The following is a 26,840-nucleotide window of genomic DNA, read 5'->3' as shown; positions in this document are numbered from 1 at the left end:
TCTCATCCGCTCGACTTGCATGTGTTAGGCCTGCCGCCAGCGTTCAATCTGAGCCATGATCAAACTCTTCAGTTCAATACTGCTTGGGTTTTTAAGAAACCCTAAACTTGGCTCAGCAATCTCAAATGACTATGTGATTTCTCGCATGGTCACTTGTGATGCTGATAATCTTTGTGACTATCAGTCCGTACTCACAAGCACCCACACGAATTGCTTGATTCAATTTGTTAAAGAGCGTTTGGTTAAGAGCTTTTCGTCTCAACCGAGGCGCGCATTCTACGCTTTCCTCATTTGCTGTCAAGCGTTTATTTTGAAGTTTTTAACTTCGCTTTCTTTCGAAAGCTTTTAACTTCAACAACTTGCCGCTTGCCCCGAAGCGTTCATCGCTGCGAGGAGGCGAATAATACGCGCTTTGAAATCAGAGTCAACACCCTGATCTGAAAAAACTTTCCAGCAGTACTTGGCCGGCCTTCGCAACTAATGAACACGCAACCGATCTGTAGATAAACACCCCACGGAGCGTGGCAACCATGAGCGAGACGCAAAGCGAGAAAACGCCAGGCCTGTCGGCGGACGAAGAGCAGGAGGTCAGCCATAACCAGCCGCCAAGGGCAGCGGTGCTGCACGAGATCATTCGCTACCAGGGCGACCAAGAGCTTGAGCGCACGATCGCAGCCCTGTGGTGGTCAGCGCTGGCTGCCGGGTTGTCGATGGGGCTCTCGCTCATGGCCATGGGGTTGTTCTATGCCCGCCTCCCCGAGGGCGACAGCGCCCAGGTGATTGCAAGCATTGGCTACAGTGCAGGTTTCCTGGCGGTGATCCTCGCCCGCCAGCAACTGTTTACAGAGAACACACTCACCGCCGTGCTGCCGGTGATGACCTCGCCTACCCTGGCCAACCTGGGTCGCCTGCTGCGCCTATGGAGCGTGGTATTGCTCGGCAACCTGGCCGGCACCCTGCTGGTGGCCTGGGTCATGCTGGAACTGCCGATCTTCGACGGCAAGACCGATGTGGCCTTCCTAGAGGTCGGGCGCAAGGTAATGAAGAACGATATCGGCCAGATGTTCGCCAAAGGCATCGTGTCGGGCTGGATGATCGCCACCATGGTCTGGATGATCCCGTCGATGGAGCACGCCAAGATCTGGATCATCCTGATGATCACTTACTTTATGGCGCTGGGTGACTTCACCCATATTGTCGTCGGTTCGGTGGAAGTGTCCTACCTGGTCTGGGCCGGTGAAGAGACCTGGCGCAGCTTCTTGCTGGCATTCGCCCTGCCGACCCTCGCCGGTAACATCATCGGTGGCAGCTTCATCTTCGCGCTGATAAGCCATGCGCAGGTGCGCAGTGACAGCGGCAAACCGCCTTCGCGTTTACTGGAGGACCAGAAGCCGCCCTCACCTCGCCAGCGAGACGCTGAAAAATGACCCTCAGCGCACCGCCACGGCGCGCTCTGTCGACCGCTCTCGCTGATGCGCAGGCTTGGGCTGCCACCAGTTTTGCCCGGCATGCGGCGAGTCCAGGCTGACCCGCTCGCCCATCTGCGGGGTGCATAGCCGCACCTGCGCTTGCTCAGTGAGGGCGAGGATGCGCTCGAATGGCTCTTGCCAGGCATGGGTGGACAAGTCGAAGGTGCCGTTATGAATCGGCAGCATCCAGCGCCCCTGCAGGTCGAGGTGTGCCTGCAGGCTCTGCTCCGGCTGCATGTGCACGCTCGGCCAGGCGACGTTATAGGCCCCGGTCTCGATCAGGGTCAGGTCGAAAGGCCCAAAACGCTCACCGATCTGCTTGAAGCCCTCGAAGTAGCCTGTATCGCCGCTGAAAAACAACCGCAGCTGTTCATCGATCACCACCCAGGACGCCCACAAGGTCCGGTTACTGTCGAACAGGCCACGCCCTGAAAAGTGCTGTGCTGGGGTCGCGACAAAGCGTACCCCTTCAACTTCAGTGTCCTGCCACCAATCCAGTTGGCGCACCTTGTCTGCTGCAACCCCCCATTCGATCAGCAGGTCACCCACCCCAAGCGGTGCCAGAAACACCCCCGTACGCGGGGCAAGCCGTCGAATCGCCTGCTCATCCAGATGATCGAAGTGATCATGGGACAGGATCACCGCGGCCAATGGCGGCAGTTCGTCCAGGCCAAGCGGTGGCGCATGGAAACGTTGCGGCCCTGCCCACTGCACCGGTGAGGCGCGCTCGGCGAATACCGGGTCGGTAATAAAGAAGCGCCCGCGCAACTTCAGCAATATCGTCGAATGGCCAAGGCGCCACAGGCTGTGATCAGGTGCATCAAGCACCTGCTGCCGGGTCATGGGCTGCACATGGAGGGGGGTGGAGGGCCGAGTGTCGGGCGGCTTGCGCAAAAACAGGTACTTGAGGCCGATGCGCAGCTTTTTCATCACGCCGTCTTGAGGCAGGCGGGCCTGGTTATGGAAACGACCGTCCCGTTGAGGCGCCGACTCGCCGGCAGCGTTAGCCATGGGAACCACGAGCATGAGCACTCCAAGCAACAGGAAAGCCTTCATATTACCCCACAGTGATCAGATCAACCGTGAATTGGCTTGTAAGGTCATTTTTCATAGATGAAACACTGTTCAACAATATTCACACGCGTTATGCGATAAACGGCGCCTTAGCAGAAGAACGATGACCATGATGGACAACCGCAGCGGCAAGGGCCTTTCTTTCGTCAAGCGCATCTACCTGCCGCGCATCATCGGCATGGGCATCGGCCTGTTCAGTGTAATGGCTGCCATGGCGCCGCTATCGCCGCCTACCTGGGTCTGGCTGCTGGTGCTGTTCAACGGGATTGTCTGGCCGCATTTAGCCTACCTGTGGGCGATGCGCTCGGCAGCGCCTTATCAGGCAGAACAGCGCAATCTGCTGCTGGACTCGCTGATGGGCGGCTTCTGGACCGCCGCCATGCACTTCAACCCACTGCCCAGCGTGACCGTGCTGTCGATGATGACCATGAACAACGTGGCCGCGGGCGGCAAGCGCCTGGTCGTTCGCGGCGTGCTGGCCCAGCTTGCCGGCATGCTCCTGGCCACGCTCGTGCTCGGCCCTGGCTTGCAACTCACTGCCACGCCCTTGCAGGTTTACGCGTGCTTGCCAATGCTGACGCTCTACCCGCTGGCCCTGGGCTGGGTCTGCTACCGCCTGGCAATCAAACTGGCAGAGCACAAGCGCCGCCTCAGTGCGCTAAGCCTTACCGACAGCCTGACCGGGTTGCTCAACCACGGTGCCTGGAAAGACCTGCTGCTGCTCAAGTTCCAGACCTGCCAGCAACAGCAGCAACAGGCGGTCATCGCCCTGATCGACATCGACCACTTCAAGACCATCAACGACACGTTTGGCCACGTAATCGGCGATTGCGTGCTGCGTCAGATGAGCGAAGAGCTCAAACGCAACCTGCGTGAGGTCGACCAGGCCGGGCGCTACGGTGGCGACGAATTCTGCGTGATCCTGCCGGACACCAACGAGGCCCAGGCCTGCCTGGCCATGGAGCGCTTGCGCGAGCGGGTGGCGAGCTACCGCAACCCGCAATTACCACACTTGCGGATCAGCCTCAGCATCGGCCTGTCTGCCTTCGACGCTGACCTTGAATCCCCCGAACACTGGCTCGAACAGGCCGACAAGGCGCTCTACACCGCCAAGCACGCTGGCCGCGACCAGGTCAATTTCGCGCAACGCGAGGCCACCGGCCTCAGGCTGGCCTATCCTGACTGAACCTCCTTCCTGATTGCCTTGCGGGAGGCTGCTGTTCTTGAAGGAGTCACCCGCACATGGCCAGGACCGCCAACCTTCCACCCACCCTACCCACACCCCGATTTCAAGTTCGCCGCTTGATTGCAGGCTTTTGCGTGGTCTTTGGCCTGGCCTGCCTGGTCACCTTGGGCGCATTGCTCAACATCGCCGCCACCCTCGATCACCAAGAGCAACAGCGCAGCGCCTTCCATGCCTCACAAGCTCTCGAGCAACGGCTGCTTGCCTCACGCCAATTCCTGTCCAGCTATGCCGTGTGGGATGCCGCCTTTGAACACCTGGCCGGCAAGGCGGACTGGCAGTGGGCCTATGAAGAGAAGAACGTCGGGGAATCGCTATACAGCGCCAGTGGCTACGAAGGTGTGTTCGTGGTGGACGACCAGCGCACCACCTACGCCCTGTTCAAAGGCAAGCCCAGTGAAGCGAGCGCCAGCACTTATATAGAAGCGCCGCTGCAACCCATCATCAATGAAGCGCGGGGGGCTGCCAGCGCCCGCGAACAAATCACCCGGTTCGTGCTGTTCAACGGATGGCCCGCCGTGCTCAGCGCCGCGGCCGTGCGGCCAGACAAAGACGTGTCGGACAGCGAAGTGCGCCAGGCACCCGTCATGCTGTTCGTCGACCAGTTGACCGACGACAAACTCACACGGTTGGGTACCGGCGCCGGCCTGGCGGGCATGCACCTCGAGAAAGACGCTACCGGCGAGCATGGCCAGCAGCGTATCGCGCTGGGCGATACCGGCTTCCACCTGGCCTGGACCAGCCCGCTGCCGGGCCAGCAATTACTGTGGGCGATGCTGCCGCCGCTGCTGTGCGCGCTGCTGATACTCGGCCTGGTGATGCTTTACCTGTTCCGCCACGCCTTGCGCAGCTCCCGCGCCATCGACCTTAGCCTGGCGCGCCTGCAGCAGAGCAACCAGGCCCTGGAGGCCAGCGAGCAGCGTTTTCGCGCCGTCGCCGAAGCCGCATCCGACTGGATCTGGGAAACCGACCGACAACAACGCCTGACCTATCTTTCACAGCGTTTCGTCAGCGTCACCGGCTACCCGGTGGACGACTGGCTGGGCCAGCCGGTAAACCAGCTGCTGGCCTGCGACACCACGCCACTCTCACCCTGGCTGGACGCATTGGCCGCCGCCGACCCACAGCAGTTGGCAAACCTGCGCTGTACCTACCGTGACCACAATGGGCAAAACCGCTATTGCCGCATCTCGGCAAGGGCGATCTGGTACGACGGCAAACCGACGGGTTTTCGCGGCACCGCCAGCGACATCACTGACGAAGTCGACGCCCATGCACGCATCCAGCACCTGTCACTGCATGACCCGCTGACCGGGCTTGCCAACCGCAACAAACTCGCTCGGCACCTTGAGCAGTTGTTATTGCGCGGCAGCGACTCGCCCCCACTCACGTTGCTGCTGCTGGACCTGGACAACTTCAAGCCGATCAACGATTCCCTCGGCCATGCCGCCGGTGACGCTGTGCTGCAAGAGGTGGCGACACGCCTGCGCGACACCACCCGCGATGTCGACCTGGTCGCGCGCCTGGGTGGCGATGAGTTCATTCTGGTGCTCAATGGCATGGATAACCGCACTGAAGTCGACCGTTTCTGCGCCCGCCTGATTAGCCTGCTGCAGCAACCAATCGTCTTCGACAACCAGCCCCTGCACATCGGCGCTAGCATCGGCGTCGCCCAGAGCCGCACCCTGGGCTTCGATGCCGGCGAACTGATCCGCTGCGCCGACATCGCGCTGTACCAGGCCAAAGCGGAGGGCAAGAACACCTGGCGGTACTTCGCCGCCGAAATGAACAAACAGATCCAGTACCGCCGACAACTGGAGAATGATCTGCGCCGGGCCCTGCAAAACCAGGAATTCGCGTTGCATTACCAGCCACGCTATCGCCTGGGCGACCTGCGCATCGTCGCGGTCGAAGCCCTGCTGCGCTGGCAGCACCCGCAGGAGGGGTTGCTCGGGCCAGACACCTTCATCCCGCTGGCCGAGCAGAGCGACATCATTGTCGCGCTGGGCCGCTGGGTGCTGCGCGAAGCCTGCCGCACGGCCCACGACTGGCCGGAGGGCCTGCTGATATCGGTAAACCTGTCACCTGCGCAGTTCTTGCGCAGCGACGTGGTAGCCGATGTTCGCGAGATCCTGTTGGAAACCGCGTTCCCCGCCCAGCGCCTTGAACTGGAAATCACCGAAAACGTGATGCTCAACGACATCGAAGGCGCGCTAAGCACCATGCTTTCGCTAAAGGAGCTGGGTGTTCGCCTGAACATGGATGACTTTGGCACCGGTTACTCATCGTTGGGCTATCTGCGCACGTACCCGTTCGACAGCATCAAGATCGACAAACGCTTCATAGCCGGGCTGAACAACACCAGTGGCAATGATCGCGCCGTGGTGCAAGCCATCATCAACCTGGGTGAAGCCATGGGGCTGACCGTGACGGCCGAGGGCGTAGAAAGTGAACAGCAGCTCAAAACACTGGAGAAGGACGGCTGCCATGAGGTGCAGGGTTATTTCCTGAGCCGGCCTTTACCTAAAGAGGCGCTCGAAGCCTTGCTGCAACAGGCGCCCACAGGCTCGGCCAGGCGCCTGCTGTAAAGGCAGCCTTCGCAGAACAAGGCTGCCCCCGTGAACAGCAGGGCGTCAGCGCTTGTTGCGCTCGGCCACGATCTCGGGCAAATCGCTGCGCCGCTGATAAGTACGCAAGGGTTCGCCAATGTTCAAGCGGTCATCCACATGCTGGTCCAGCAGCAGTGCCAGGCGCTCTCGGCACAACGCCATGCGCGGGCCTTGCTCGGGCCGCCAGACGAATTCGCTGCAGGGGGTGATACTGTCGTCGGCCACGTCCATGCCGAACGAGTCCTCGGAAAAACGCACGATATGGACGCCGCGCTTGCCATGAAAGCCAACGAAACCGTTGAGCTGCTCCGCCGCGTTGCAGATGTCCTGGGAAGTGATGGCCATGCCGTAACCTCGCAATCAAGTCGAAAGTGGCGCACGCCGGGCTGCAAACGGTCGCCTCTGCCGGGCAACTCGCAGCGGCCAGCCTAACGCAAGTCACCGCGCATTCGCCAAGGTTTTCCGCCAGCCGCCGGCAGCCCCGTAAGAGGGTTCGGCATTCCCTTCATTGCGTAACCCGGTCCTCATGCACCTGCACGCTGGCAGTCATGCCGGCACTCAGGTTCATGCCCTGCGGGATCTCGTCCAGGCGGATCCGCACAGGTATCCGCTGCGCCAGACGCACCCAGTTGAAGGTCGGCTCCACCTCCGGCAACAGTTGGCTGTCCGGATTACTGTTGCGGTCGGTGATGCCCCGGCTGATGCTCTCCACATGCCCCTGCATTGCCTCGCCCGCCCCCATCAACCAGACCTTGACCGTGTCACCGACGCGGATGCGCGGCAGTTTGGTTTCTTCGAAGTAGGCCTGGATATAGAAGGTCGAATCGTCCACCAGGGCCATCACCGACTCCCCGGTGTTCACGTAGTTGCCCTGGGCCAGGCGCAGGTTGGTGATATGGCCACTGCGCGGCGCCCGCACTTCGCTGCGCGCCAGGTTGATCTTGGCCACTTGCAGTTGCGCCTCGGCCTCATGCAGTTCACCGCGGGCGATGGCGGCGTTGATCTGGGCATTTTCACGCAGCTCGGCACTGATTGCCTCCGGCCCCAGGGCAGTACGCCGCGCCGCTTCGCGCTCGCGCAAGCGCAGTTGCTGGGCGCGGGTCTCGGTCACGGCGCTGGCCTGGTCGAAGGCTGCCTGGAAGCGTTCACGGTCGATGCTCATGAGCAAATCGCCCGCCTTGACCTGCTGGTTGTCATGCACCTTGAGCTCACGCACCCAACCGGAAACGTCCGGTGCGATCACCACCACGTCGGCACGCACGCGGGCATCGCGGGTCCAGGGTGTCAGCATGTAGTACTGCCACAGCTGGTAGCCTGCCAACAGGGCAAGGGCGACCACACACAGGGTTACCAGGGTACGTACGGCGGCACGCATTGAATCACTCCTTACAAAAATCGTTACAAGAGCCTTTATGCAGCCCCTAGTACTCGCACCACCAGGAACAACACACACACGAATAACGCCGCGTCGAACAGCGCTTCATGCCAGATCCAGCGACCCAACGGCGTGGCCTGTACCAACAAGCGCAACACCCCGGTGAGCACCAACGCCAGCAGCACATAAATCAGAAACGGGCTCAGCAGCACGCCGCCCAGCGCCCATTCACGCAACCCCATGCACGTCCTCCTGCCAGCGGCACCATTTGCCCCAGCTCTTCTGCAACTGCAGCACTGCACCTTCAGCCAGGCGCAACGGGTCGCTTGCCGGCAGCCGACGCAAGGCGGCGATGAATTGCTCACTGGCGCTGTCCAGGCGTTGCCCACGGCCCGGCGCCGGCCCCTTGGCCAGTACCGCCTCCACCTGCTGCAGGTACTCGCGTTCAGCGCGGCCCAACGGCGCCTGGGCGACCGCCAGGCACATGCGCAGGTGCACCAGTTCGTCGCCGATGTCCAGGCCGTGCAAGCCGTCATCCCAACGCTTGCGCTCGCTTTCGGGCAATTCGCCGGCATGCCGCGCCAGTTGCAAGAGGCGATCGGCCATACGCCCGCCAAACCAGCTGTCGGCGCCACGCAGGTCGCGCCGGGTCAGGCGCACCAGGTCGCTTTGGGTCGCCGCCCGCAGGCGCTTGCCCAGCCAGGCCGGGTGACGGAACACCAACAAACGAAAGGCCATCACCGCAGCAGACACGCCCACCAGCATCGCCAGCGCGCTGTTGAGCATGCTGGCCACGCCAAACTGCATGGCATTGAGCGGTGATACCAGCACGATGAAGTGCAGGCAATACGAAGTCGCGGTCGCGCCGGTACGCGGGTGGGCCATGCCCAACGCACCCAGAAACAGCGGCACACCCATGCCCAGGCAGAGCATGGCGAAGCTGCTCCACTGCGGCAAAAGAATCTGCCCGACCAGAAACGCCGCGGGGATCGCCAAAAAGATGCCGCGCAAGAAACTAAGGCCGATCTGAGCGCCGTTTTCGCGGCTGGCAAACAAGCTGCAAACCACACAGGTCAGCACCAGGCCGCCCGGCGCAGAGGGCCAGGCGGTCGCCAGCCAGAAGCCACTCATCACCAGAAACGCCAGCGCGCTGCGTGAACCGAACAACAGTGCCAGCGACCAGTCGCGGTGTGCGGCCAGGCCCTGGGACACATCCTTGGGCGCCCTGCCCGCTTCGACGTCGTCCAGCGCCTGGGTCGCGGCCATTGCGTAGTCCAGCAACAGCGTCATGCGCGCCAGGCAGTAATGTTCGGCAGCGCTTATCCGCTCATCATGGGCGGCATCCCAGATGCGTTGGCGCAACAGCAACAGGCCGGGTTGGTCGGGTGTACCCAACTGCGCGCGCACCGCCTCCAGCCAGGGCGCCAGGTGCCGAGCTTCACCTTCATCGAGCTGGCGCCACTGCCGGCGCACCGAACGGGAGATACGCAGCAGCACCATCAGCTTCTGGCTCAGGCCGCGAATGGCGCGCGCCCGCTGACGCCCGCGATTGCCTTCGAACCAGGCATGTTCGCGCTGGCTGTCGATGGCGACGATGCGCCCAAGGCTTTCCAGCAGCCCTTTGCGCGCTTCATCCTCTCCCCCCAGCATGGCACTGGCCGCCTGCACGCCATTTTGCCAAGCCTGCCGGGCTTGCCCGCCCAGTTGCTGTTCCACGCGCAGCGGCCAGATCAGGGCGCTGGTGGCGGTAGCGCAGAAAATCCCCAGGCAGATCTCGGTGCAGCGCGCCACGGCCTGGTCGAACACCTGCAACGGGTGGTCGATCGCCGGCAGGGCGATGATCGCGGCGGTGTAGCCGGCCAGCACAAAGGCGTAGGCCCAGGCGCTGCGCAGTTGGGTCGACGCGGCCGTGCACAGTGCCAGCCACAGCGCGAGGGTGATCAGGACCAGGCCTGGCGTCTGGGCGAACAAGCCGATAAAGACTACCGACATGAACGTGCCGACCAGGGTGCCGGCCAGGCGCGCAAGCCCCTTCTGCACCACCATGCCGGACAACGGCTGAGCCACGATGAACGCCGTCATCAATGCCCATGACGGCTGCTCCAACCCCCAGCGCATCGCCAGCCAAAGCGCCAGGCCGCCACCGAGCACGGTCTTGATGGCGAACTTGAGGGCGAGGCTGCTGGGTGCGAACAGGGCCTGGAGAGTGATGGGCACGAGGCGGACCTTGCGGGGATGATCAGGTAAACGATAGACAATGGAGCGAAGGATAATGCGGAAACGATTAATTAGCTAGCTAATCATCTTTATTGAAATGCGCTGCCCGACTTTTCGCAGGCAAAAAAAATGGGCGACCGAAGTCGCCCTAAATGCCTTGCGTGCTCGTGAACCCGGAAGGTCAGCGCGGCTTGCGCTTGTTCGAGTCCTTCCAGATGAAAATGCCCAGACCGGCAAAGAATGCGACCATCAACCCGACCGTTACCACACCTGCGATAACCACGTTGTCGAAGAACATGTCGGCCTCCCTCTTCGTTTGCCGTTGTCCGATGGATGCAAGGTAACGAATGTGGGGGCGGGGAAAATTGACCGGGGTCAATGGTGCCCGGGACCGGGCACGCGGGGCGGGCGCAGGGTTGACCTGCGTCAAGTTTCAGCGCTTCTTGGGCTTGCCCTTGGGCTTCTTTTTCTTTGCCGCGCTCAGGGGCATGGCTTGCTCGAAGGCCTGGCGCACTTCGTTCAGGCGCTTTTCCTTGAGGTCGTGGACGCGCTTGGCACGTTCGGCATCGAAATCGATGAGGTTGTCTTGGCTCATGGGTGGGCTCGACGATCAACAGAGACTTGCATGATGAAGCCAGCCAGTGACGCTGACCAGCCCCGCGTCAGACTTCGATGTCGACCAGCAGCCCCTGGCGTGGGCTCTCGCCCATCAAGGGGGCGACCGGCACGGTGTTGTCGGCGTTGACTTCATCGCCCGGTAACGCGCTGTAAAGCTCGCCGTCGCTTTTTTGCCGACGTTGCTGTTGACGACGCTGTTCATCACGCAGGATCAAGGCCTGCTCCTGCGGGTCGCGCTGCTGCTTGAGGTTGATGGCGCTTTCACCGGAAGTCGGCTGCGCGGGGACCACCGGCTTGATGTCGGGAGTAGGTTTGACCGGGTCCTGTTGCGAGGTTACCGGGGCTGCACTGAGCGGAATAATCGGCGGCAACATGGAAAGTCTCCTATTACCCCTGTATCGGCGGGCGTTGTCCTACCTTGAATAGAGACAACGCTTATTCGACTTCGTCATCGGGGTCGTCATCGCTCGGCGGGCTCGCCTCGCTCCAGGGCCGCTTGTAGACCTGCTGCCAGACCGCGTCCATGTGCTCGCGCAGTACCTGCGGCGCGCTTTTGAGCGAGGCGCTGTCTTCGCGCTCGCCGCCGATCGGCTCCTCGCCCGCCGGGGTGATCAGTGATTGGCCGGTAATGGTGTAGATGGCCTGGCCTTCGCGCATTTCGATGGCGATATCGTGGGGGTCGATGCCGCCGCCGCAGAAGGCATGGCTGGCAACCGTCAGTTCGGCGATACCGTCCTTGTTCAGGTCACTGACATCGCTGACATCGGAATAGAAGTCGACGTCCAGGTCCAGCCCCGGGCAGGTGGTTTCCTGTTCGATCTGCCAACGTGCCTTGAACGCATCGCTTTCGGCCGTGCGCCCATACAGCGTGGCCTTGAGCACTACCTTGTCCACTTCCTGCTGGTTTTCCGCGTCGGTGGCCTGGCCGTCGGTGCGGCTCAGCACCAGCAGGCCTTCGCCGTCGCGGTCACGAAAGTGCACGCTCTTGATCGGCGTCTGGACGCCCAGTGCCTCAAGCTGCCCGGGCGTAATCGCCGGCAAGGTCTCGAAGCTTTTTTGCTCGCAGCCGGCCAGCAGCACAAGGCTGCTCACGGCCAGGGATACGTTCAACCAGCGGTGCTTGGCGGACATGTTGGTGCGCGGCCCTCGTCTACAAGACGGTGTTGGTCGATGAAACGGCTAGACTGTTGGTCTTCGGCACCCTTCGGTGCACTTCAACACTTTGGTCTGACCGGCCGATCCGTTAACATAGCCGGCTTTTCATCGCGGGAGTTCAGGCAGTATGGCGCAGCAGTATCAACCGGGGCAACGCTGGATCAGCGACAGCGAAGCAGAGCTCGGCCTGGGTACCATCCTGGCGCAGGATGGCCGCCTGTTGACCGTGCTCTACCCGGCCACTGGCGACACCCGCCAGTATTCCCTGCGCAATGCGCCGCTGACCCGCGTGCGCTTCTCGCCAGGCGACCAGATCACCCACTTCGACGGTTGGAAGCTGACCGTGCGCGAGGTCGACGATGTCGATGGCCTGTTGGTGTACCACGGCCTGGACGCGCAAAACCAGCCGCGTACCCTGCCGGAAACCCAACTGTCGAACTTCATTCAGTTCCGCCTGGCCAGCGACCGCCTGTTCGCCGGCCAGATCGACCCGCTGTCGTGGTTCAGCCTGCGTTACAACACCTTGCAGCACACCAGCAAGCAGATGCAGTCGTCGCTCTGGGGCCTGGGTGGCTGCCGCGCACAACCGATCGCCCACCAGTTGCACATCGCCCGTGAAGTCGCTGACCGCAGCGCACCCCGGGTGCTGCTGGCGGACGAAGTCGGCCTGGGCAAAACCATCGAGGCAGGCCTGATCATCCATCGCCAGCTGCTCTCAGGGCGTGCCAGCCGCGTACTGATACTGGTCCCGGAAAACCTCCAGCACCAATGGCTGGTGGAAATGCGCCGGCGCTTCAACCTGCAAGTGGCGTTGTTCGACGCCGAGCGCTTCATCGAGAGCGATGCCAGCAACCCGTTCGAAGACGCCCAGCTCGCGCTGGTGGCCCTGGAATGGCTGGTTGACGACGAAAAAGCCCAGGACGCGCTGTTTGCTGCAGGCTGGGACCTGATGGTGGTCGACGAAGCCCACCACCTGGTCTGGCATGAAGACCAGGTCAGCGCCGAGTACGGCCTGGTCGAGCAACTGGCCCAGGTGATCCCTGGCGTGCTGCTGCTCACCGCCACCCCCGAACAGCTCGGCCAGGACAGCCACTTCGCCCGGCTGCGCCTGCTCGACCCCAACCGTTTCCACGACCTTGTGGCGTTCCGTGCCGAGAGCGAAAACTATCGCCCGGTCGCCGAGGCGGTACAGGAGCTGCTCGACGAAGGTCGCCTGTCGCCGGAGGCCCACGCCACCATCCATGGTTTCCTCGGGGCCGAAGGCGAAGCCTTGCTGGCAGCCGTCAGCGATGGCGATACCCAAGCCAGCGCGCGCCTGATCCGCGAGCTGCTCGACCGCCACGGCACTGGCCGCGTGCTGTTCCGTAACACCCGCGCAGCCGTTCAGGGCTTCCCCGAGCGCGAGTTGCATGCCTACCCGGTAGCGATGCCGGAGCAGTACCGCGACCTGCCGCCTGGCGAAAAAGCCGAGCTGTACCCGGAAGTCGCCTTCCAGGCGCAGGGCGACATCACTGACGACGAGCGCTGGTGGCGTTTCGACCCTCGGGTCGACTGGCTGATCGATACCCTGAAGATGCTCAAGCGCACCAAAGTACTGGTGATCTGCGCCCATGCCGAAACCGCCATGGACCTGGAAGACGCCCTGCGCGTGCGCTCCGGCATTCCTGCCTCGGTCTTCCACGAAGGCATGAGCATTCTCGAGCGTGACCGCGCCGCCGCCTATTTCGCAGACGAAGAGTTCGGCGCCCAGGTGCTGATCTGCTCCGAGATCGGTAGCGAAGGCCGCAACTTCCAGTTCTCTCATCACCTGGTGATGTTCGACCTGCCGGCCCACCCGGACCTGCTCGAGCAGCGTATCGGCCGTCTCGACCGGATCGGCCAGAAGCACACCATCCAGTTGCACGTGCCCTACCTGCAGGACAGCCCGCAAGAGCGCCTGTTCCAGTGGTACCACGAAGCGCTCAACGCCTTCCTCAACACCTGCCCGACCGGCAATGCCCTGCAGCATCAGTTCGGCCCTCGCCTGCTGCCGCTGCTCGAAAGCGGTGACAGCAAAGCCTGGGATGCACTGGTGGCCGATGCCCGCGGCGAACGCGAGCGCCTGGAAGCCGAGCTGCACAGCGGCCGCGACCGCCTGCTGGAGCTCAATTCTGGCGGAGCCGGTGAGGGCCAGGCACTGGTCGAGGCGATTCTCGAACAGGATGACCAGTTCGCCCTGCCGATCTACATGGAAACCCTGTTCGACGCGTTCGGCATCGACAGCGAAGACCATTCGGAAAACGCTCTGATCCTCAAGCCGAGCGAGAAAATGCTCGACGCCAGCTTCCCGCTAGGTGACGACGAAGGCGTGACCATCACCTACGACCGCGCCCAGGCGTTGTCCCGCGAGGACATGCAGTTCCTGACCTGGGAGCACCCGATGGTTCAGGGTGGCATGGACCTGGTGCTGTCCGGCTCGATGGGCAACACCGCCGTTGCGCTGATCAAGAACAAGGCCCTGAAGCCAGGTACCGTGCTGCTCGAACTGCTGTTCGTCAGCGAGGTGGTGGCACCGCGCGCCCTGCAGTTGGGCCGTTACCTGCCGCCGGCAGCCCTGCGTTGCCTGCTCGACACCAACGGCAACGACTTGGCGTCGCGCGTGGCATTCGAAACGCTCAACGACCAGCTCGAAAGTGTGCCGCGCGCCAGCGCCAACAAGTTCGTCCAGGCGCAACGTGATGTACTGGCCCAGCGCATCAGTGGTGGTGAAGCCAAGATCATGCCGACCCACGTCGAGCGTGTGGCCGAAGCGCAGCGTCGCTTGCAGGCCGAGGCCGACGAAGAGCTGGCGCGCATGGTTGCCCTGCAAGCCGTCAACCCAAGCGTGCGCGACAGCGAAATCGACGCCCTGCGCAAGCAGCGTGAAGAAGGCCTGGCGATGCTTGAGAAAGCTGCCCTGCGCCTCGAAGCCATTCGCGTGCTGGTAGCCGGCTGATACACCCCGCCCCTGTAGGAGCAGCCTTGCGCTGCGAAGAGGCCAGTTCAGGCACAGCCAATGCTGTGGCTTTACCGGCCTCTTCGCAGCACAAGGCTGCTCCTACAGGTGGCGCGGCACAAGCAGTCATATTCCTGGCTGCTATTGAACGCATAACCAAATCGTAGAAATCAAAGTGCCATTAGTCAGGAAGGCCTAACCACCTCTTCCTATACTGCCTCTGGACAGTCTCCCAAGGCGTTCTACCGGAGACGCGTGAAAACTCGGCCAAGAGGCACGCAATGGACTGGTTGGGACTGCAACTGTTCGCCGATCTGCCGGCAACCGGACGCATCGTCATCGATTGTCGCCACGAGCCTTTCCTTGTTCTGCTCGCCTTTACCGTGGCCTGCGCGGCTTGCTTCGCGACCCTGGACATGGCCGAGCGGCAATCCCACAACGAACACCCCACCGCACAACGCCAGTGGCGCGTGCTTGGCGCCTGTTGCCTGGCTGGCGGTGTCTGGGCCATGCACTTCATCAGCATGCTGGCCTTCCAGGCGCCGGTGGAAGTCCACTACGACGTCTCGCTGACCGTCCTCTCGTTGCTCATTGCATTGATCGTTGCCTGGTTGGGCATGAACAGCCTCAACCGCAGCCAAATGCGAGTGCAGCACTACCTGCAAAGTGCCGTGCTGATTGGTGCCGGTATTATCCTGATGCACTTTGTCGGCATGGCCGCCCTCGAGACCGGCGCCCGGCAGTACTACCAGACCGGGCTGTTACTGGCCTGTGTGGTCATTGCCATGCTCACCAGCCTCGCGGCGTTGCTGTTGGCGCGGTATTTCCGCAATGGCAGCGGCACGTTGCACCAAGCCCTGAAGTACGGCGCCAGCCTGGTGATGGCCGGTGGCATCGTCGCGACCCACTTCACCGCGATGTCGGCCATGACCCTGGTCATCCCCGCCGATACCGCCCTGCGCCTGCCCTCGGCAGACAACAGCCTGCAACTGGGGCTGACCATTGCCTTCATTACACTGCTGATCAGCGGCGCCAGCATCAGTGCGGCACTGGCCGACAAGAAGCTGCAAAGCAAGGAGCACGACCTGCGCCGGGTCAGCATCCTGCTTAGCCAGCTCGACCAGGCACGGGCCTCGCTGCAACAGGCCGCGCATTACGACGCCCTGACCAACCTGATCAACCGCCGCGGTTTCAATCAGGTATTCGCCGAACGCCTCGCCGAACAGACCGCCAGTCAAAACCGCCTGGCGGTGATGTTCCTCGACATCGACCATTTCAAGCGGATCAACGACAGCCTTGGCCATGCCGCCGGCGACGAACTGCTCAAGGTGATTGCCAACCACATCAAGGCAGCCACCCGCAGCCACGACCTGGTGGCGCGTTTCGGGGGCGACGAGTTTTGCGTGGTCACCAGCCTCAACAACCGTGACGAGGCACGTCACCTGGCGCAGCGCATCATGCAACGGATGAAGGAACCCATCGACCTGGGTGGGCGGCGCATGGTCATGACCACCAGTATCGGTATCAGCATTTTCCCCGACGATGGCCACACCGCTGAAGAGCTGCTCAAGCACGCCGACCTTGCCCTGTACCAGTCCAAGGGCAACGGTCGCAACAGCCTCAACTTCTTCAACGACAGCCTGAAAACCCGCGCCACCCTCGCCCTGCAGCTGGAAGAAGAACTGCGCATCGCGCTGCTGGAGGAACGCGGGCTGTGCGTGCACTACCAGCCCATCTTCGACCTGCGCAATGGCCAGGTGGCCAAGCTCGAAGCCTTGGTCCGCTGGCAGCACCCGCAACACGGCTTGCTCGGGCCCGACCGGTTCATCGGTATCGCCGAAGCCAATGGTTTGATCATCGACCTCGACCTGTGGGTGCTGCGCCACGCCTGCGCCGACCTGGCGCAACTGCACCGTCACGGCTTTGCTGACCTGAAGGTCACCGCCAACTGCTCGGCGGTAACCCTCAGCCACGATGAGCTACCCAGCGAAGTGGAGAAAGCGCTGTATCACTCGGCGCTGGCGCCCCGCCACCTGGAGCTTGAAGTCACCGAGAATGCCTTGATGGGCGATATTCATCGCACGGTCAACCTGCTCAAGCGCGTGCGCGCCCTCGGCGTGGCCTTGTCGATCGATGACTTTGGCACCGGTTATTCGTCACTGGCCTACCTCAAGCGCCTGCCGCTGGACGTGCTGAAAATCGACCGGACCTTCCTGCAGGAGGTACCCGGCAGCCAGAAAGACCGCGAGATCGTCCAGGCCATCATCGTCATGGCCCACACCCTGCACTTGCAGGTAGTCAGTGAGGGGGTGGAAACCGTCGAGCAACTTGAATTCCTCGAAACCCACGGCTGCGACTACCTGCAAGGCTACCTGCTCGGCCGCCCGGTGGCGTTGGGCGAATTGCGGCCCATCCTGGAGCGGCTGGAGCGCGACAAAGGCGTGCTCAGCCCTTGCTGCGATACAGCGATACCAGGGTCGCCGGATCTTTTTGCAAGTAGCCCTGGCTACCGTGCAAGCGCATCAATTGCGCGGCGAGGCCACTGAGCGGTGTCGCCGAGCCCTGCTCGCGGGCGAATTTGACCGCGCTGTCGAGGTCTTTGAGCAGCGTACGCACATGCCACTTGATCGGCTCGAAGCGGCTTTCGGCCATTTGCGGAGCGAGGATCTGCAAGGGTTTCGAATCGGCAAAACCTCCCGCCAACGCCTCGGCGATCAGTGTCGCATCAACCCCCGATTGCTCGGCCAACGCCACCACTTCGGCGATCACCAACGCATTGCAGGCCACGATCATCTGGTTGCAAGCCTTGGTCACCTGGCCTGCACCCACGGCGCCCATGTGCGTTACACGTTGGCCCAGGGTCAGCAGCACCGGCTGCGCGCGTTGCAAGTCAGCCGCTTCGCCACCGACCATGATTGCCAGGGTGCCGGCCTCGGCCCCCGGCGTGCCACCGGACACCGGCGCATCCAGCCAGGCCATGCCACACAGCGCAGCGAGCTCGGCAGCCATCTCACGGGTGGCGGTCGGTTCGAGGCTTGAAAAGTCGATCAGCAGTTGGCCACTGCGCCCGCCCTGGGCAATGCCCTGTTCACCAAACACCACCTCGCGCACCACCGGCGTGTCAGCCAGGCACAGCAGCACCATATCGCTGTCGCGGCACAACGCGGCCGGGCTTGCTGCCAGGCGCGCGCCAGCCGCCACCAGTTCGGCGCATTTGTCCGGGCTGCGGTTCCACACCGTCAAGGGGTAGCCGGCAGCCAGCAAGCGCCGACACATCGGCAGGCCCATCAGGCCAATGCCGGCGAATCCTAGCGAAGGTAGTTGTGAACTCATGAACGACTCCTTGCACATTTGTTATTTTTTGAGGCCGCATTCAGGGCCTAAGGCGCGGGTATACCCGCGAGGGGGCGCGCAGCGGCCACATTACGCATCCCGTAAACTGTTACCGCCACGCCGAATTGTTACTTACCTCTACCCGGCTGATCGCCTTCAAGCACCAAATTAAGGCGGGCTGCGCATTTTCACGCACCAAAAACGATCACGCTGATTCCGAACGCTTCGCTTGAATCACGATAAACGGTGAAACCACCACCGCCCAGATCTCTGGGTCGCGGTTTTGCAGGTCCAATGCCTGCTCAGCAGTGACCGGCCCCACAGTGCCATCACTGCGCCACTTGGCGAAGATCTCGCTGCGATTCTCGGCCATTGCTTCAGCAACGGCGATCAGGTCCAGGCTGGGGTCGACCCAAATCAGGTCACCCTTCGCCCAGAAGCGCTCCAGTGCTTTCCATTCGATGATTGCCGTCTCGCCAAGCAATTTGGCATAGAGGGTGCTTGTTTGATCAGTCATGGGTTTGTACCCGCAAAAATCGGCCAATAAAAAAGGCCGGTATTTTTGCAGAAAAACCCGGTTTCAAATACGTAATTTGGTCGATCGGCCCCGAACTTGTGGGGTGGGGCCGCAGATACAGGCAAATTGATGGCGCCTTTCTGTATCTTTGTGTCGATCAAGCGACAACCCAGGAAACAGGCTCTTTTTGACCGCTTTTCAAGCGCTCGGACAGCGCTCTACACTGTACCGGTACAGTTCCGGGACATGTTCCGGGGGAAGGTGGGCATGCAGTATGGCGTGGCCATACCGCAAATCCCGCCCGGTCTGTAGCCCTGGCCGCCAGGACTATAAGAATTACAACAGAATGAGTGGAGCACTATGATCAAGATTTCCAAGCTGTTCGCCGCAATGGTTCTGGCCGGGGTAGCCAGCCATTCGTTTGCCGCCGATACCATCAAGATCGGGATCGCAGGGCCTAAGACCGGCCCTGTCACCCAGTACGGCGACATGCAGTTCATCGGCGCCAAGCAAGCCATCAAAGACATCAACGCCAAGGGCGGCGTCGATGGCAAGATGCTCGAAGCCAAGGAATACGACGACGCCTGCGACCCTAAACAGGCCGTGGCAGTCGCCAACAAAGTGGTCAACGACGGCGTCAAGTTCGTCATCGGCCACCTGTGCTCCAGCTCCACCCAGCCTGCGTCCGACATCTACGAAGACGAAGGCGTGATCATGATCACCCCCGCCGCCACCAGCCCAGAAATCACCGCCCGTGGTTACAAGCTGATCTTCCGCACCATCGGCCTGGACAGCGCCCAGGGCCCGGCAGCCGGCAACTACATCGCCGACCACGTCAAGCCCAAGGTCGTTGCGGTCCTGCACGACAAGCAGCAGTACGGTGAAGGCATCGCCACCGCGGTCAAGCAGACCCTGGAAGGCAAAGGCACCAAGGTAGCCGTCTTCGAAGGCCTGAACGCCGGTGACAAAGACTTCTCCTCGATCATCCAGAAGCTCAAGCAGAACAACGTCGACTTCGTCTACTACGGCGGCTACCACCCAGAGTTGGGCCTGATCCTGCGCCAAGCTCAGGAAAAAGGCCTGAAAGCCAAGTTCATGGGGCCGGAAGGTGTCGGCAACGACTCCATTTCGCAGATCGCCCAGGGCGCTTCCGAAGGCCTGCTGGTTACCCTGCCGAAGTCGTTTGACGCAGACCCTGCGAACAAGGCCATCGTCGACGCCATCAAGGCTGACGGCAAAGACCCAAGTGGCCCGTTCGTGTTCCCGGCCTACTCGGCTGTCGAGCTGATCGCTGAAGGTATCAAGGCCGCCAAGTCGGAAGACACCGCCAAGGTTGCCGAAGCCATCCACAACGGCACCTTCAAGACCCCTACCGGCGACCTGTCGTACGACGCCAAGGGCGACCTGAAAGACTTCAAATTCGTGGTCTACGAATGGCACTTCGGCAAGCCGAAGACTGAAGTTTCCCCTCAGTAACTGCGTGACTAAATAGCTGACCGTAGAAGCCCACTGTGCGAGCAGTGGGCTTTGTTTTACGAGGTTCATGGGCCTGATCCCCGCGATCCGGGGGCCGGTCCACCTGAAAATCTTAAAACCGTCACCCGCGGTTTCCTGGCCGTACCCCTGCCAGTGAAATGCAAATCAGGTTTTTAGGAGCGCTGTAATGCCTGAGATCTACCATTTCTTCCAACAACTGGTTAATGGATTGACCATCGGCAGCACCTATGCCTTGATCGCCATCGGTTACACGATGGTGTACGGCATCATTGGCATGATCAACTTCGCCCACGGCGAGGTATACATGATCGGTTCCTACGTGGCCTTCATCGCCCTGGCGGGCCTGGCCATGATGGGTATCCATTCGCTGCCGATCCTGATGACCGTCGCCTTCGTCGCGACGATCTTCGTCACCAGTGCCTATGGTTACAGCATCGAACGGGTTGCCTACCGCCCCTTGCGCAACAGCAACCGTCTGATCCCGCTGATTTCCGCCATCGGCATGTCGATTTTCCTGCAGAACACCGTCTTGCTTTCGCAGGACTCCAAGGACAAATCCATCCCCAACCTGATCCCTGGGAGCTTCTCTTTCGGGCCAGGCGGTGCTGAAGAAGTACTGATCAGCTACATGCAGATCCTGGTGTTCGTCGTCACCTTGGTGGCCATGACCCTGCTCACCCTGTTCATCTCCCGTTCCCGCCTGGGCCGCGCCTGCCGTGCCTGCGCCGAGGACATCAAGATGGCCAACCTGCTGGGCATCAACACCAACAACATCATCGCCCTCACCTTCGTCATCGGTGCCGCACTGGCGGCGGTGGCGGCCGTGCTGCTGAGCATGCAGTACGGGGTGATCAACCCCAACGCCGGCTTCCTGGTGGGCCTCAAAGCCTTCACCGCCGCTGTGCTGGGTGGCATCGGCAGCATTCCGGGCGCCATGCTCGGTGGGCTGGTGCTGGGTGTGGCCGAAGCCTTCGGCGCCGACATTTTCGGCGACCAGTACAAGGATGTGGTGGCATTCGGTCTCTTGGTACTTGTCCTGCTGTTCCGGCCGACCGGCATCCTGGGCCGCCCGGAGGTTGAAAAAGTATGAACAAAAATCTTAAACAGGCGTTCTTCAGCGCCTTGCTGGTCTGGGCCGTGGCCTTCCCGGTGCTCGGCCTGAAACTGAGCATCGACGGCATCAGCCTGGCCGTGCACAGCCAAGGGTCGTTCACCATCAGCATCATCGCCGTCTGCTCGGTGCTGATGTTCCTGCGCGTGCTGTTCGACAAGCAGTGGAGTTCGGTGATGGGCCGCCGCTCGGATCGCAAGCTGGTCCCGCCTGCGGTGAGCAACTACCTGACCCTGCCCAAGACCCAGCGCTGGATCATCATGGGGCTGATCGTGGCTGCGCTGGTCTGGCCGTTCTTCGGCTCGCGCGGTGCGGTCGACATCGCCACGCTGATTCTGATCTACGTGTTGCTGGGCCTGGGCCTGAACATCGTGGTCGGCCTCGCGGGTCTGCTCGACCTGGGTTATGTGGGCTTCTACGCCGTAGGTGCCTACAGCTATGCCATGCTGTCGCATTACCTGGGCTGGAGCTTCTGGGTCTGCCTGCCGATCGCCGGCCTGATGGCCGCCACCTTTGGCTTCCTGCTCGGCTTCCCGGTGCTGCGCTTGCGCGGCGACTACCTGGCGATCGTGACCCTGGGCTTCGGCGAGATCATCCGCCTGTTCCTGCGTAACCTCACCGACTGGACCGGCGGCCCTAACGGCATCAGCAACATCCCCAAGCCAGAGTTTTTCGGCCTGACCTTCGAACGCCGTGCCGCCGAGGGCATGCAGACCTTCCACGAGTACTTCGGGCTGGAATACAACTCGATCAACAAGGTGATCTTCCTCTACCTGGTAGCGCTGCTGCTGGCCTTGCTGGCGCTGTTCGTCATCAACCGCCTGCTGCGCATGCCGATCGGTCGTGCCTGGGAAGCCTTGCGTGAAGACGAAATCGCCTGCCGCGCACTGGGCCTGAACCCTACCGTGATCAAGCTCTCGGCATTCACCCTGGGTGCCTGCTTCGCCGGTTTCGCCGGCAGCTTCTTCGCGGCTCGCCAAGGCCTGGTGACCCCCGAGTCGTTCACCTTCATCGAATCGGCGATCATCCTCGCCATCGTCGTGCTCGGCGGCATGGGCTCACAGCTGGGCGTGATCCTCGCGGCCATCGTGATGATCCTGCTGCCTGAGCTGATGCGTGAGTTCAGCGAATACCGGATGCTGATGTTCGGTGCGCTGATGGTGTTGATGATGATCTGGCGTCCGCAAGGCCTGCTGCCTATGCAACGTCCACACATGGAGCTGCGTCGATGAGCCGCGAAATTCTGCAAGTCAGCGGCCTGAGCATGCGCTTCGGCGGCTTGTTGGCGGTCAACGGCGTGGCCCTGACCGTCAAAGAAAAACAGGTGGTGGCGCTGATCGGCCCGAACGGCGCTGGCAAGACCACCGTGTTCAACTGCCTGACCGGCTTCTACAAGCCCAGCGGCGGCACCATCCTGCTCGATGGCCAGCCGATCCAGGGCCTGGCCGGCCACCAGATCGCCCGCAAGGGCGTGGTACGGACCTTCCAGAACGTCCGCCTGTTCAAGGAAATGACCGCGCTGGAGAACCTGCTGATCGCCCAGCACCGGCACTTGAACACCAACTTCTTCGCAGGCCTGTTCAAGACCCCGAGCTTCCGCCGCAGCGAGAAGGAAGCCATGGAACGCGCGCAGTACTGGCTGGAAAAGGTCAACCTGACCGAATTCGCCAACCGCACCGCCGGCACCCTCGCCTACGGCCAGCAACGCCGCCTGGAAATCGCCCGCTGCATGATGACCCAGCCACGGATCATCATGCTCGACGAACCGGCAGCAGGCCTGAACCCGAAAGAGACCGAAGACCTCAAGGCCCTGATCGCCTACCTGCGCGAATCACACAACGTCACCGTGCTGCTGATCGAGCACGACATGAAGCTGGTGATGAGCATCTCCGACCATATCGTGGTGATCAACCAGGGTACCCCCCTGGCCGACGGCACGCCGGAGCAGATTCGCGACAATCCTGATGTGATCAAGGCTTACCTGGGGGAAGCGTAAATGCTGAAGTTCGAGAACGTTTCCACCTTCTACGGCAAGATCCAGGCACTGCACAGCGTCAACGTGGAAATCAACCAGGGCGAGATCGTCACCTTGATCGGCGCCAACGGCGCAGGCAAGTCGACCCTGCTGATGACCTTGTGCGGCTCGCCGCAGGCGCACAGTGGCAGCATCAAGTACCTGGGTGAAGAACTGGTCGGCCAGACCTCCTCGCACATCATGCGCAAGAGCATCGCCGTAGTCCCCGAAGGGCGCCGCGTGTTCGCCCGCCTGACGGTCGAAGAGAACCTCGCCATGGGCGGTTTCTTCACCGACAAGGGCGATTACCAGGAGCAGCTGGACAAGGTCCTGCAGCTGTTCCCGCGCCTGAAGGAACGCTATGTCCAGCGCGGCGGCACCATGTCCGGTGGCGAGCAGCAGATGCTCGCCATTGGCCGGGCGCTGATGAGCAAACCCAAGTTGCTGTTGCTCGACGAGCCCTCGCTGGGCCTGGCCCCGATCATCATCCAGCAGATCTTCGACATCATCGAACAGCTGCGCCGTGACGGCGTGACCGTGTTCCTGGTGGAGCAGAACGCCAACCAGGCGCTGAAGATCGCTGACCGTGCCTATGTACTGGAAAACGGACGGGTGGTGATGCAGGGCACGGGTGAAGCGCTGCTGAGTGACCCGAAGGTGCGTGACGCGTATCTGGGTGGTTGATGAGCAAAGGGCCTTCGGGCCCTTTGTTCTACCTGCTGCATTTATATGGCCTGTGCCGGCCTCTTCGCGGGTAAACCCGCTCCCACAGACCAGCAGATACTTTGAAAGCTGTGCAGTACCTGTGGGAGCGGGTTTACCCGCGAAGAGGCCGGCACAGGCTATCAACAAAGCTTGTGATCGCCGCGCACCCTGAGTAACGTGGCCAGCTCTTTTGCAACGATCGCCGGAGCCCGCCCCATGCGCCTCACCCCCTCCCTGCTGCTCGCCGCCATGCTGCCCCTGTTCGCCGGCTGCCAGCTCATGGCTGCCACGCCGACCGACCCGAACATCGGCACCACGCGCATGCAGGGCGAACTGAGCGCCGCCGGGGGCCAGTTGCTGTTCAAACCCTGTAATGAAAGCCGCCGTTTCGTGATCAACGACGCCGCCAGCACTGGCATCCTGCAGGAAGCCGCCAACCTCGCCAAGGATGCTGGCGACAAGCTGTTCGCCGACGTGCGCGGCCGCCTGACTGGCAGCAAGCAGGCCAACACCGACGGCCAGCTCGACGTCCGCCGCCTGTACCGCCTGGAGCCCTCGACCAGGGCCTGTGAAGACCCCAACTTCAAACAACTGACCCTGCGTGCCAACGGCCACGAACCCGACTGGGACATCAAAGCCAGCGGCAAAGGCATGGTCGTCAACCGCGTAGGCCAGGCGCCGCTGCCCCTGCCGTTCCTGGAAGAAGAAGTACCCGGTGGCGGCCTGACCCTGACCAGCGAAGCCAACGGCCAGCACGTGGAACTTTGGGTCGCACCGCAACGCTGCGTGGACAGCGCGACCGGGGCAGTCCGTCACTTGCGCGCCGAGCTGCGCATCGATGGCAAGACCCTACAAGGCTGCGGTTACTACGGTGGTGCACGCGACAACTGATCGCCGGGCGCTTTTATCCTGCCAGTCAGGGCGGCGAACAGCTTATACTTGGCGGTTTGTGTAAAGCCGCCGGCCGCCCATGGCCGGGATACTGGACCCTGCCATGCTACGAATCACCGAACTGAAGCTGCCCCTGGACCACCCTGACGAAGCCCTGCGCGAAGCCATCGTCCAGCGCCTGGGCATCCGCGATGAGCAATTGCTCAGCTTCAACCTGTTCAAGCGCAGCTACGACGCACGCAAGAAAAACAGCGAACTGCTGTTCATCTACACCATCGACCTCGAAGCCAGCAACGAAGCCGAGCTGCTTCGCACATTCGCAGACGATCGCAACATCGGCGTCGCGCCTGACGTTACCTACAAGTACGTCGGCCACGCCCCTGCCGAGGTCGAGCAACGCCCGATCGTGGTCGGCTTCGGCCCCTGCGGCATCTTTGCCGGCCTGTTGCTGGCGCAGATGGGCTTCAAGCCGATCATTCTCGAGCGCGGCAAAGAAGTGCGCCAGCGCACCAAGGACACCTGGGGCCTGTGGCGCAAAAGCGTGCTCAACCCGGAGTCCAACGTGCAGTTCGGCGAAGGCGGCGCCGGGACGTTCTCCGACGGCAAGCTGTACAGCCAGATCAAGGACCCGCTGCACCACGGCCGCAAGGTGCTGGAAGAGTTCGTCAAGGCCGGTGCGCCCGATGAGATTCTCTACATCAACAAGCCGCACATCGGTACCTTCCGCCTGACCGGTATGGTCGAGCAGATGCGTCAGGACATCATCGCCCTGGGCGGCGAAGTGCGCTTCCAGGAGAAAGTCACCGACCTGCTGACCGATGATGGGCAACTGACCGGCGTGGTATTGGAAAGCGGCGAGCAGCTGCAATCGCGCCATGTGGTCCTGGCCCTGGGCCACAGTGCCCGCGACACGTTCCGCATGCTGCACGCCAAGGGCGTGTTCATGGAGGCCAAGCCCTTCTCGGTCGGCTTCCGTATCGAGCACCCGCAAACGCTGATCGACAAGGCGCGCCTGGGCAAGTACGCCGGCCACCCGAAGCTCGGCGCCGCCGACTACAAACTGGTGTATCACGCCAAGAACGGCCGTTCGGTGTACAGCTTCTGCATGTGCCCAGGCGGCACCGTGGTCGCGGCCACCAGCGAGCCTGGCCGCGTCGTTACCAACGGCATGAGCCAGTACTCGCGTAACGAACGCAATGCCAACTCCGGCATCGTCGTCGGCATCGACCCGGAACGCGACTACCCGGGTGGCCCGTTGGCCGGTATCGAGCTGCAGGAGCGCCTGGAAGCCCACGCCTACGTGATGGGTGGCAGCAACTACCAGGCACCGGCGCAGTTGGTTGGCGACTTCGTGGCCGGCAGGCCGTCCACTGCCCTGGGCAGTGTCGAACCGTCGTATAAACCGGGCGTGACCCTCGGCGACCTGGCGCCGAGCCTGCCGGACTTCGCCATCGAGGCGATCCGCGAAGCACTGCCGGCATTCGATCGGCAGATCAAAGGCTACAACCTGCACGATGCGGTGCTGACCGGTATCGAGACGCGCACGTCTTCACCGCTGCGGATTACCCGGGGTGAAGACTTCCAGAGCCTGAACCTGAAGGGGCTGTTCCCAGCGGGCGAAGGTGCGGGTTATGCGGGTGGTATTCTGTCCGCTGGCGTCGATGGCATTCGCATTGCCGAGGCGGTGGCGCGGGATATGCTCGGGCTGAACGCATAAGGCCCGCTTCTGGTAGGAGCAGCCTTGTGCTGCGAAGAGGGCGGTGAAAGCAGCGAAGCGCTATGTGCTGCCACTGGCCTCTTCGCAGCGCAAGGCTGCTCCTACACGGCATCGAGTCTGCGGGGCTCTGCAGTGCCAGAAAAGCCTGCAGAGATAATCGGATTCCCCCTACCCACGCTTTCCGCAACACCGTCTAGGCTTGCCACAGCCCAGGCAGCAATAACATATAACAAAAACGAATATAGTTTTTGTTTTAAAGCATATCGCCACAGGCTAGGGTGTACGCCCGTTCCATCCTTAATCTCTCAGGGAGAGCCCATA

General features: G+C 62.0%; 23 protein-coding genes and 1 rRNA gene. 12 read left to right on the top strand and 12 right to left on the bottom strand.

Going from position 1 to position 26,840, the window contains the following annotated elements:
- Window positions 1-75: ribosomal RNA gene (locus tag D886_RS26935) — 16S ribosomal RNA — on the bottom strand; the annotation flags it as partial.
- 455 nt (window positions 76-530) lie between these two features.
- Between D886_RS26935 and D886_RS0112475 the strand changes: the two genes are divergently transcribed.
- On the top strand, window positions 531-1,427 hold the full coding sequence (locus D886_RS0112475) for a formate/nitrite transporter family protein (protein WP_027594253.1): 897 nt from the start codon (window positions 531-533) through the stop codon (window positions 1,425-1,427).
- Between the two features lie 3 nt (window positions 1,428-1,430).
- On the opposite strand, the gene D886_RS0112470 is transcribed toward D886_RS0112475, so the two are convergent.
- A complete protein-coding gene (locus D886_RS0112470) occupies window positions 1,431-2,525 on the bottom strand; it encodes an MBL fold metallo-hydrolase (RefSeq protein ID WP_027594252.1) in 1,095 nt (364 codons plus the stop codon).
- A gap of 130 nt (window positions 2,526-2,655) precedes the next feature.
- On the opposite strand from D886_RS0112470, the gene D886_RS0112465 reads away from it, so the two are divergent.
- On the top strand, window positions 2,656-3,729 hold the full coding sequence (locus D886_RS0112465; protein WP_033694182.1) for a diguanylate cyclase: 1,074 nt from the start codon (window positions 2,656-2,658) through the stop codon (window positions 3,727-3,729).
- A 56-nt stretch (window positions 3,730-3,785) separates the two neighbouring features.
- Window positions 3,786-6,374, top strand: coding sequence for an EAL domain-containing protein (locus tag D886_RS0112460; RefSeq protein ID WP_027594250.1), 2,589 nt, complete (start codon window positions 3,786-3,788; stop codon window positions 6,372-6,374).
- A gap of 45 nt (window positions 6,375-6,419) precedes the next feature.
- On the opposite strand, the gene D886_RS0112455 is transcribed toward D886_RS0112460, so the two are convergent.
- The 8 genes from D886_RS0112455 to D886_RS0112420 form a co-directional block, all read right to left on the bottom strand.
- Window positions 6,420-6,740, bottom strand: a complete 321-nt coding sequence (locus D886_RS0112455) for a DUF2025 family protein (protein WP_027594249.1) — start codon at window positions 6,738-6,740, stop codon at window positions 6,420-6,422.
- Window positions 6,741-6,900: 160 nt separating this feature from the next.
- Window positions 6,901-7,770 carry an HlyD family secretion protein gene (locus tag D886_RS0112450; protein ID WP_027594248.1) on the bottom strand — a complete coding sequence of 290 codons (870 nt, stop codon included), beginning with the start codon at window positions 7,768-7,770 and terminating at the stop codon, window positions 6,901-6,903.
- A gap of 35 nt (window positions 7,771-7,805) precedes the next feature.
- Entirely contained in the window at window positions 7,806-8,012 is a 207-nt protein-coding gene (locus D886_RS0112445; protein WP_027594247.1) for a DUF1656 domain-containing protein, read from the bottom strand.
- Window positions 7,999-9,987: an FUSC family protein gene (locus D886_RS0112440; protein ID WP_027594246.1), complete on the bottom strand. Its 1,989-nt coding sequence runs from the start codon at window positions 9,985-9,987 to the stop codon at window positions 7,999-8,001. The genes D886_RS0112445 and D886_RS0112440 overlap by 14 nt, the downstream gene beginning before the upstream one ends.
- A 181-nt stretch (window positions 9,988-10,168) precedes the next feature.
- Entirely contained in the window at window positions 10,169-10,285 is a 117-nt protein-coding gene (gene ccoM, locus D886_RS28670) for a cytochrome c oxidase subunit CcoM (RefSeq protein WP_003254862.1), read from the bottom strand.
- Window positions 10,286-10,420: 135 nt separating this feature from the next.
- The gene (locus D886_RS28365; RefSeq protein ID WP_077068735.1) at window positions 10,421-10,582 is read right to left on the bottom strand and encodes a hypothetical protein; all 162 of its coding nucleotides are present in this window, start codon (window positions 10,580-10,582) and stop codon (window positions 10,421-10,423) included.
- Between the two features lie 67 nt (window positions 10,583-10,649).
- Window positions 10,650-10,979 (bottom strand): hypothetical protein, encoded by a 330-nt coding sequence (locus D886_RS0112425; RefSeq protein WP_027594245.1) that lies wholly within the window; start codon window positions 10,977-10,979, stop codon window positions 10,650-10,652.
- 61 nt (window positions 10,980-11,040) lie between these two features.
- Window positions 11,041-11,736, bottom strand: a complete 696-nt coding sequence (locus tag D886_RS0112420) for a M949_RS01915 family surface polysaccharide biosynthesis protein (RefSeq protein ID WP_027594244.1) — start codon at window positions 11,734-11,736, stop codon at window positions 11,041-11,043.
- Between the two features lie 151 nt (window positions 11,737-11,887).
- On the opposite strand from D886_RS0112420, the gene rapA reads away from it, so the two are divergent.
- Together rapA and D886_RS26930 are read left to right on the top strand one after the other, a co-directional pair.
- The gene (gene rapA / locus D886_RS0112415) at window positions 11,888-14,734 is read left to right on the top strand and encodes an RNA polymerase-associated protein RapA (protein ID WP_027594243.1); all 2,847 of its coding nucleotides are present in this window, start codon (window positions 11,888-11,890) and stop codon (window positions 14,732-14,734) included.
- A gap of 281 nt (window positions 14,735-15,015) precedes the next feature.
- Window positions 15,016-17,280 (top strand): bifunctional diguanylate cyclase/phosphodiesterase, encoded by a 2,265-nt coding sequence (locus D886_RS26930; RefSeq protein ID WP_033694180.1) that lies wholly within the window; start codon window positions 15,016-15,018, stop codon window positions 17,278-17,280.
- On the opposite strand, the gene D886_RS0112405 is transcribed toward D886_RS26930, so the two are convergent.
- Window positions 17,180-18,067 carry an NAD(P)-dependent oxidoreductase gene (locus D886_RS0112405; RefSeq protein ID WP_027594242.1) on the bottom strand — a complete coding sequence of 296 codons (888 nt, stop codon included), beginning with the start codon at window positions 18,065-18,067 and terminating at the stop codon, window positions 17,180-17,182. The genes D886_RS26930 and D886_RS0112405 overlap by 101 nt on opposite strands.
- A gap of 205 nt (window positions 18,068-18,272) precedes the next feature.
- Window positions 18,273-18,584: a DUF2288 domain-containing protein gene (locus D886_RS0112400; RefSeq protein WP_027594241.1), complete on the bottom strand. Its 312-nt coding sequence runs from the start codon at window positions 18,582-18,584 to the stop codon at window positions 18,273-18,275.
- Window positions 18,585-18,944: 360 nt separating this feature from the next.
- On the opposite strand from D886_RS0112400, the gene D886_RS0112390 reads away from it, so the two are divergent.
- From D886_RS0112390 to D886_RS0112360, 7 genes are all read left to right on the top strand, one after another.
- The gene (locus tag D886_RS0112390; RefSeq protein ID WP_027594239.1) at window positions 18,945-20,060 is read left to right on the top strand and encodes a branched-chain amino acid ABC transporter substrate-binding protein; all 1,116 of its coding nucleotides are present in this window, start codon (window positions 18,945-18,947) and stop codon (window positions 20,058-20,060) included.
- 187 nt (window positions 20,061-20,247) lie between these two features.
- Window positions 20,248-21,171 carry a high-affinity branched-chain amino acid ABC transporter permease LivH gene (gene livH, locus D886_RS0112385; RefSeq protein WP_008097482.1) on the top strand — a complete coding sequence of 308 codons (924 nt, stop codon included), beginning with the start codon at window positions 20,248-20,250 and terminating at the stop codon, window positions 21,169-21,171.
- Entirely contained in the window at window positions 21,168-22,424 is a 1,257-nt protein-coding gene (locus tag D886_RS0112380) for a high-affinity branched-chain amino acid ABC transporter permease LivM (RefSeq protein WP_027594238.1), read from the top strand. The genes livH and D886_RS0112380 overlap by 4 nt, the downstream gene beginning before the upstream one ends.
- Window positions 22,421-23,188 carry a high-affinity branched-chain amino acid ABC transporter ATP-binding protein LivG gene (gene livG / locus D886_RS0112375; RefSeq protein WP_027594237.1) on the top strand — a complete coding sequence of 256 codons (768 nt, stop codon included), beginning with the start codon at window positions 22,421-22,423 and terminating at the stop codon, window positions 23,186-23,188. Before D886_RS0112380 ends, livG begins: the two co-directional genes overlap by 4 nt.
- Window positions 23,189-23,890 carry an ABC transporter ATP-binding protein gene (locus D886_RS0112370; protein ID WP_027594236.1) on the top strand — a complete coding sequence of 234 codons (702 nt, stop codon included), beginning with the start codon at window positions 23,189-23,191 and terminating at the stop codon, window positions 23,888-23,890.
- 237 nt (window positions 23,891-24,127) lie between these two features.
- Window positions 24,128-24,802 (top strand): COG3650 family protein, encoded by a 675-nt coding sequence (locus D886_RS0112365; protein WP_027594235.1) that lies wholly within the window; start codon window positions 24,128-24,130, stop codon window positions 24,800-24,802.
- Window positions 24,803-24,905: 103 nt separating this feature from the next.
- Window positions 24,906-26,519, top strand: coding sequence for an NAD(P)/FAD-dependent oxidoreductase (locus tag D886_RS0112360; RefSeq protein WP_027594234.1), 1,614 nt, complete (start codon window positions 24,906-24,908; stop codon window positions 26,517-26,519).
- Window positions 26,520-26,840: the final 321 nt, after the last annotated feature.

It is taken from the genome of Pseudomonas sp. LAIL14HWK12:I7 (genome assembly GCF_000483465.1).
In the GTDB taxonomy this organism is placed as follows: domain Bacteria; phylum Pseudomonadota; class Gammaproteobacteria; order Pseudomonadales; family Pseudomonadaceae; genus Aquipseudomonas; species Aquipseudomonas kermanshahensis.
This window is presented reverse-complemented; position numbering and strand designations above follow the sequence as displayed.

Coding starts and splice junctions, on each gene's coding strand:
- D886_RS0112475 (WP_027594253.1), top strand. CDS start 531: ATGAGCGAGACGCAAAGCGAGAAAACGCCAGGCCTGTCGGCGGACGAA.
- D886_RS0112470 (WP_027594252.1), bottom strand. CDS start 2,525: ATGAAGGCTTTCCTGTTGCTTGGAGTGCTCATGCTCGTGGTTCCCATG.
- D886_RS0112465 (WP_033694182.1), top strand. CDS start 2,656: ATGGACAACCGCAGCGGCAAGGGCCTTTCTTTCGTCAAGCGCATCTAC.
- D886_RS0112460 (WP_027594250.1), top strand. CDS start 3,786: ATGGCCAGGACCGCCAACCTTCCACCCACCCTACCCACACCCCGATTT.
- D886_RS0112455 (WP_027594249.1), bottom strand. CDS start 6,740: ATGGCCATCACTTCCCAGGACATCTGCAACGCGGCGGAGCAGCTCAAC.
- D886_RS0112450 (WP_027594248.1), bottom strand. CDS start 7,770: ATGCGTGCCGCCGTACGTACCCTGGTAACCCTGTGTGTGGTCGCCCTT.
- D886_RS0112445 (WP_027594247.1), bottom strand. CDS start 8,012: ATGGGGTTGCGTGAATGGGCGCTGGGCGGCGTGCTGCTGAGCCCGTTT.
- ccoM (WP_003254862.1), bottom strand. CDS start 10,285: ATGTTCTTCGACAACGTGGTTATCGCAGGTGTGGTAACGGTCGGGTTG.
- D886_RS28365 (WP_077068735.1), bottom strand. CDS start 10,582: ATGAGCCAAGACAACCTCATCGATTTCGATGCCGAACGTGCCAAGCGC.
- D886_RS0112425 (WP_027594245.1), bottom strand. CDS start 10,979: ATGTTGCCGCCGATTATTCCGCTCAGTGCAGCCCCGGTAACCTCGCAA.
- D886_RS0112420 (WP_027594244.1), bottom strand. CDS start 11,736: ATGTCCGCCAAGCACCGCTGGTTGAACGTATCCCTGGCCGTGAGCAGC.
- rapA (WP_027594243.1), top strand. CDS start 11,888: ATGGCGCAGCAGTATCAACCGGGGCAACGCTGGATCAGCGACAGCGAA.
- D886_RS26930 (WP_033694180.1), top strand. CDS start 15,016: ATGGACTGGTTGGGACTGCAACTGTTCGCCGATCTGCCGGCAACCGGA.
- D886_RS0112405 (WP_027594242.1), bottom strand. CDS start 18,067: ATGAGTTCACAACTACCTTCGCTAGGATTCGCCGGCATTGGCCTGATG.
- D886_RS0112400 (WP_027594241.1), bottom strand. CDS start 18,584: ATGACTGATCAAACAAGCACCCTCTATGCCAAATTGCTTGGCGAGACG.
- D886_RS0112390 (WP_027594239.1), top strand. CDS start 18,945: ATGATCAAGATTTCCAAGCTGTTCGCCGCAATGGTTCTGGCCGGGGTA.
- livH (WP_008097482.1), top strand. CDS start 20,248: ATGCCTGAGATCTACCATTTCTTCCAACAACTGGTTAATGGATTGACC.
- D886_RS0112380 (WP_027594238.1), top strand. CDS start 21,168: ATGAACAAAAATCTTAAACAGGCGTTCTTCAGCGCCTTGCTGGTCTGG.
- livG (WP_027594237.1), top strand. CDS start 22,421: ATGAGCCGCGAAATTCTGCAAGTCAGCGGCCTGAGCATGCGCTTCGGC.
- D886_RS0112370 (WP_027594236.1), top strand. CDS start 23,189: ATGCTGAAGTTCGAGAACGTTTCCACCTTCTACGGCAAGATCCAGGCA.
- D886_RS0112365 (WP_027594235.1), top strand. CDS start 24,128: ATGCGCCTCACCCCCTCCCTGCTGCTCGCCGCCATGCTGCCCCTGTTC.
- D886_RS0112360 (WP_027594234.1), top strand. CDS start 24,906: ATGCTACGAATCACCGAACTGAAGCTGCCCCTGGACCACCCTGACGAA.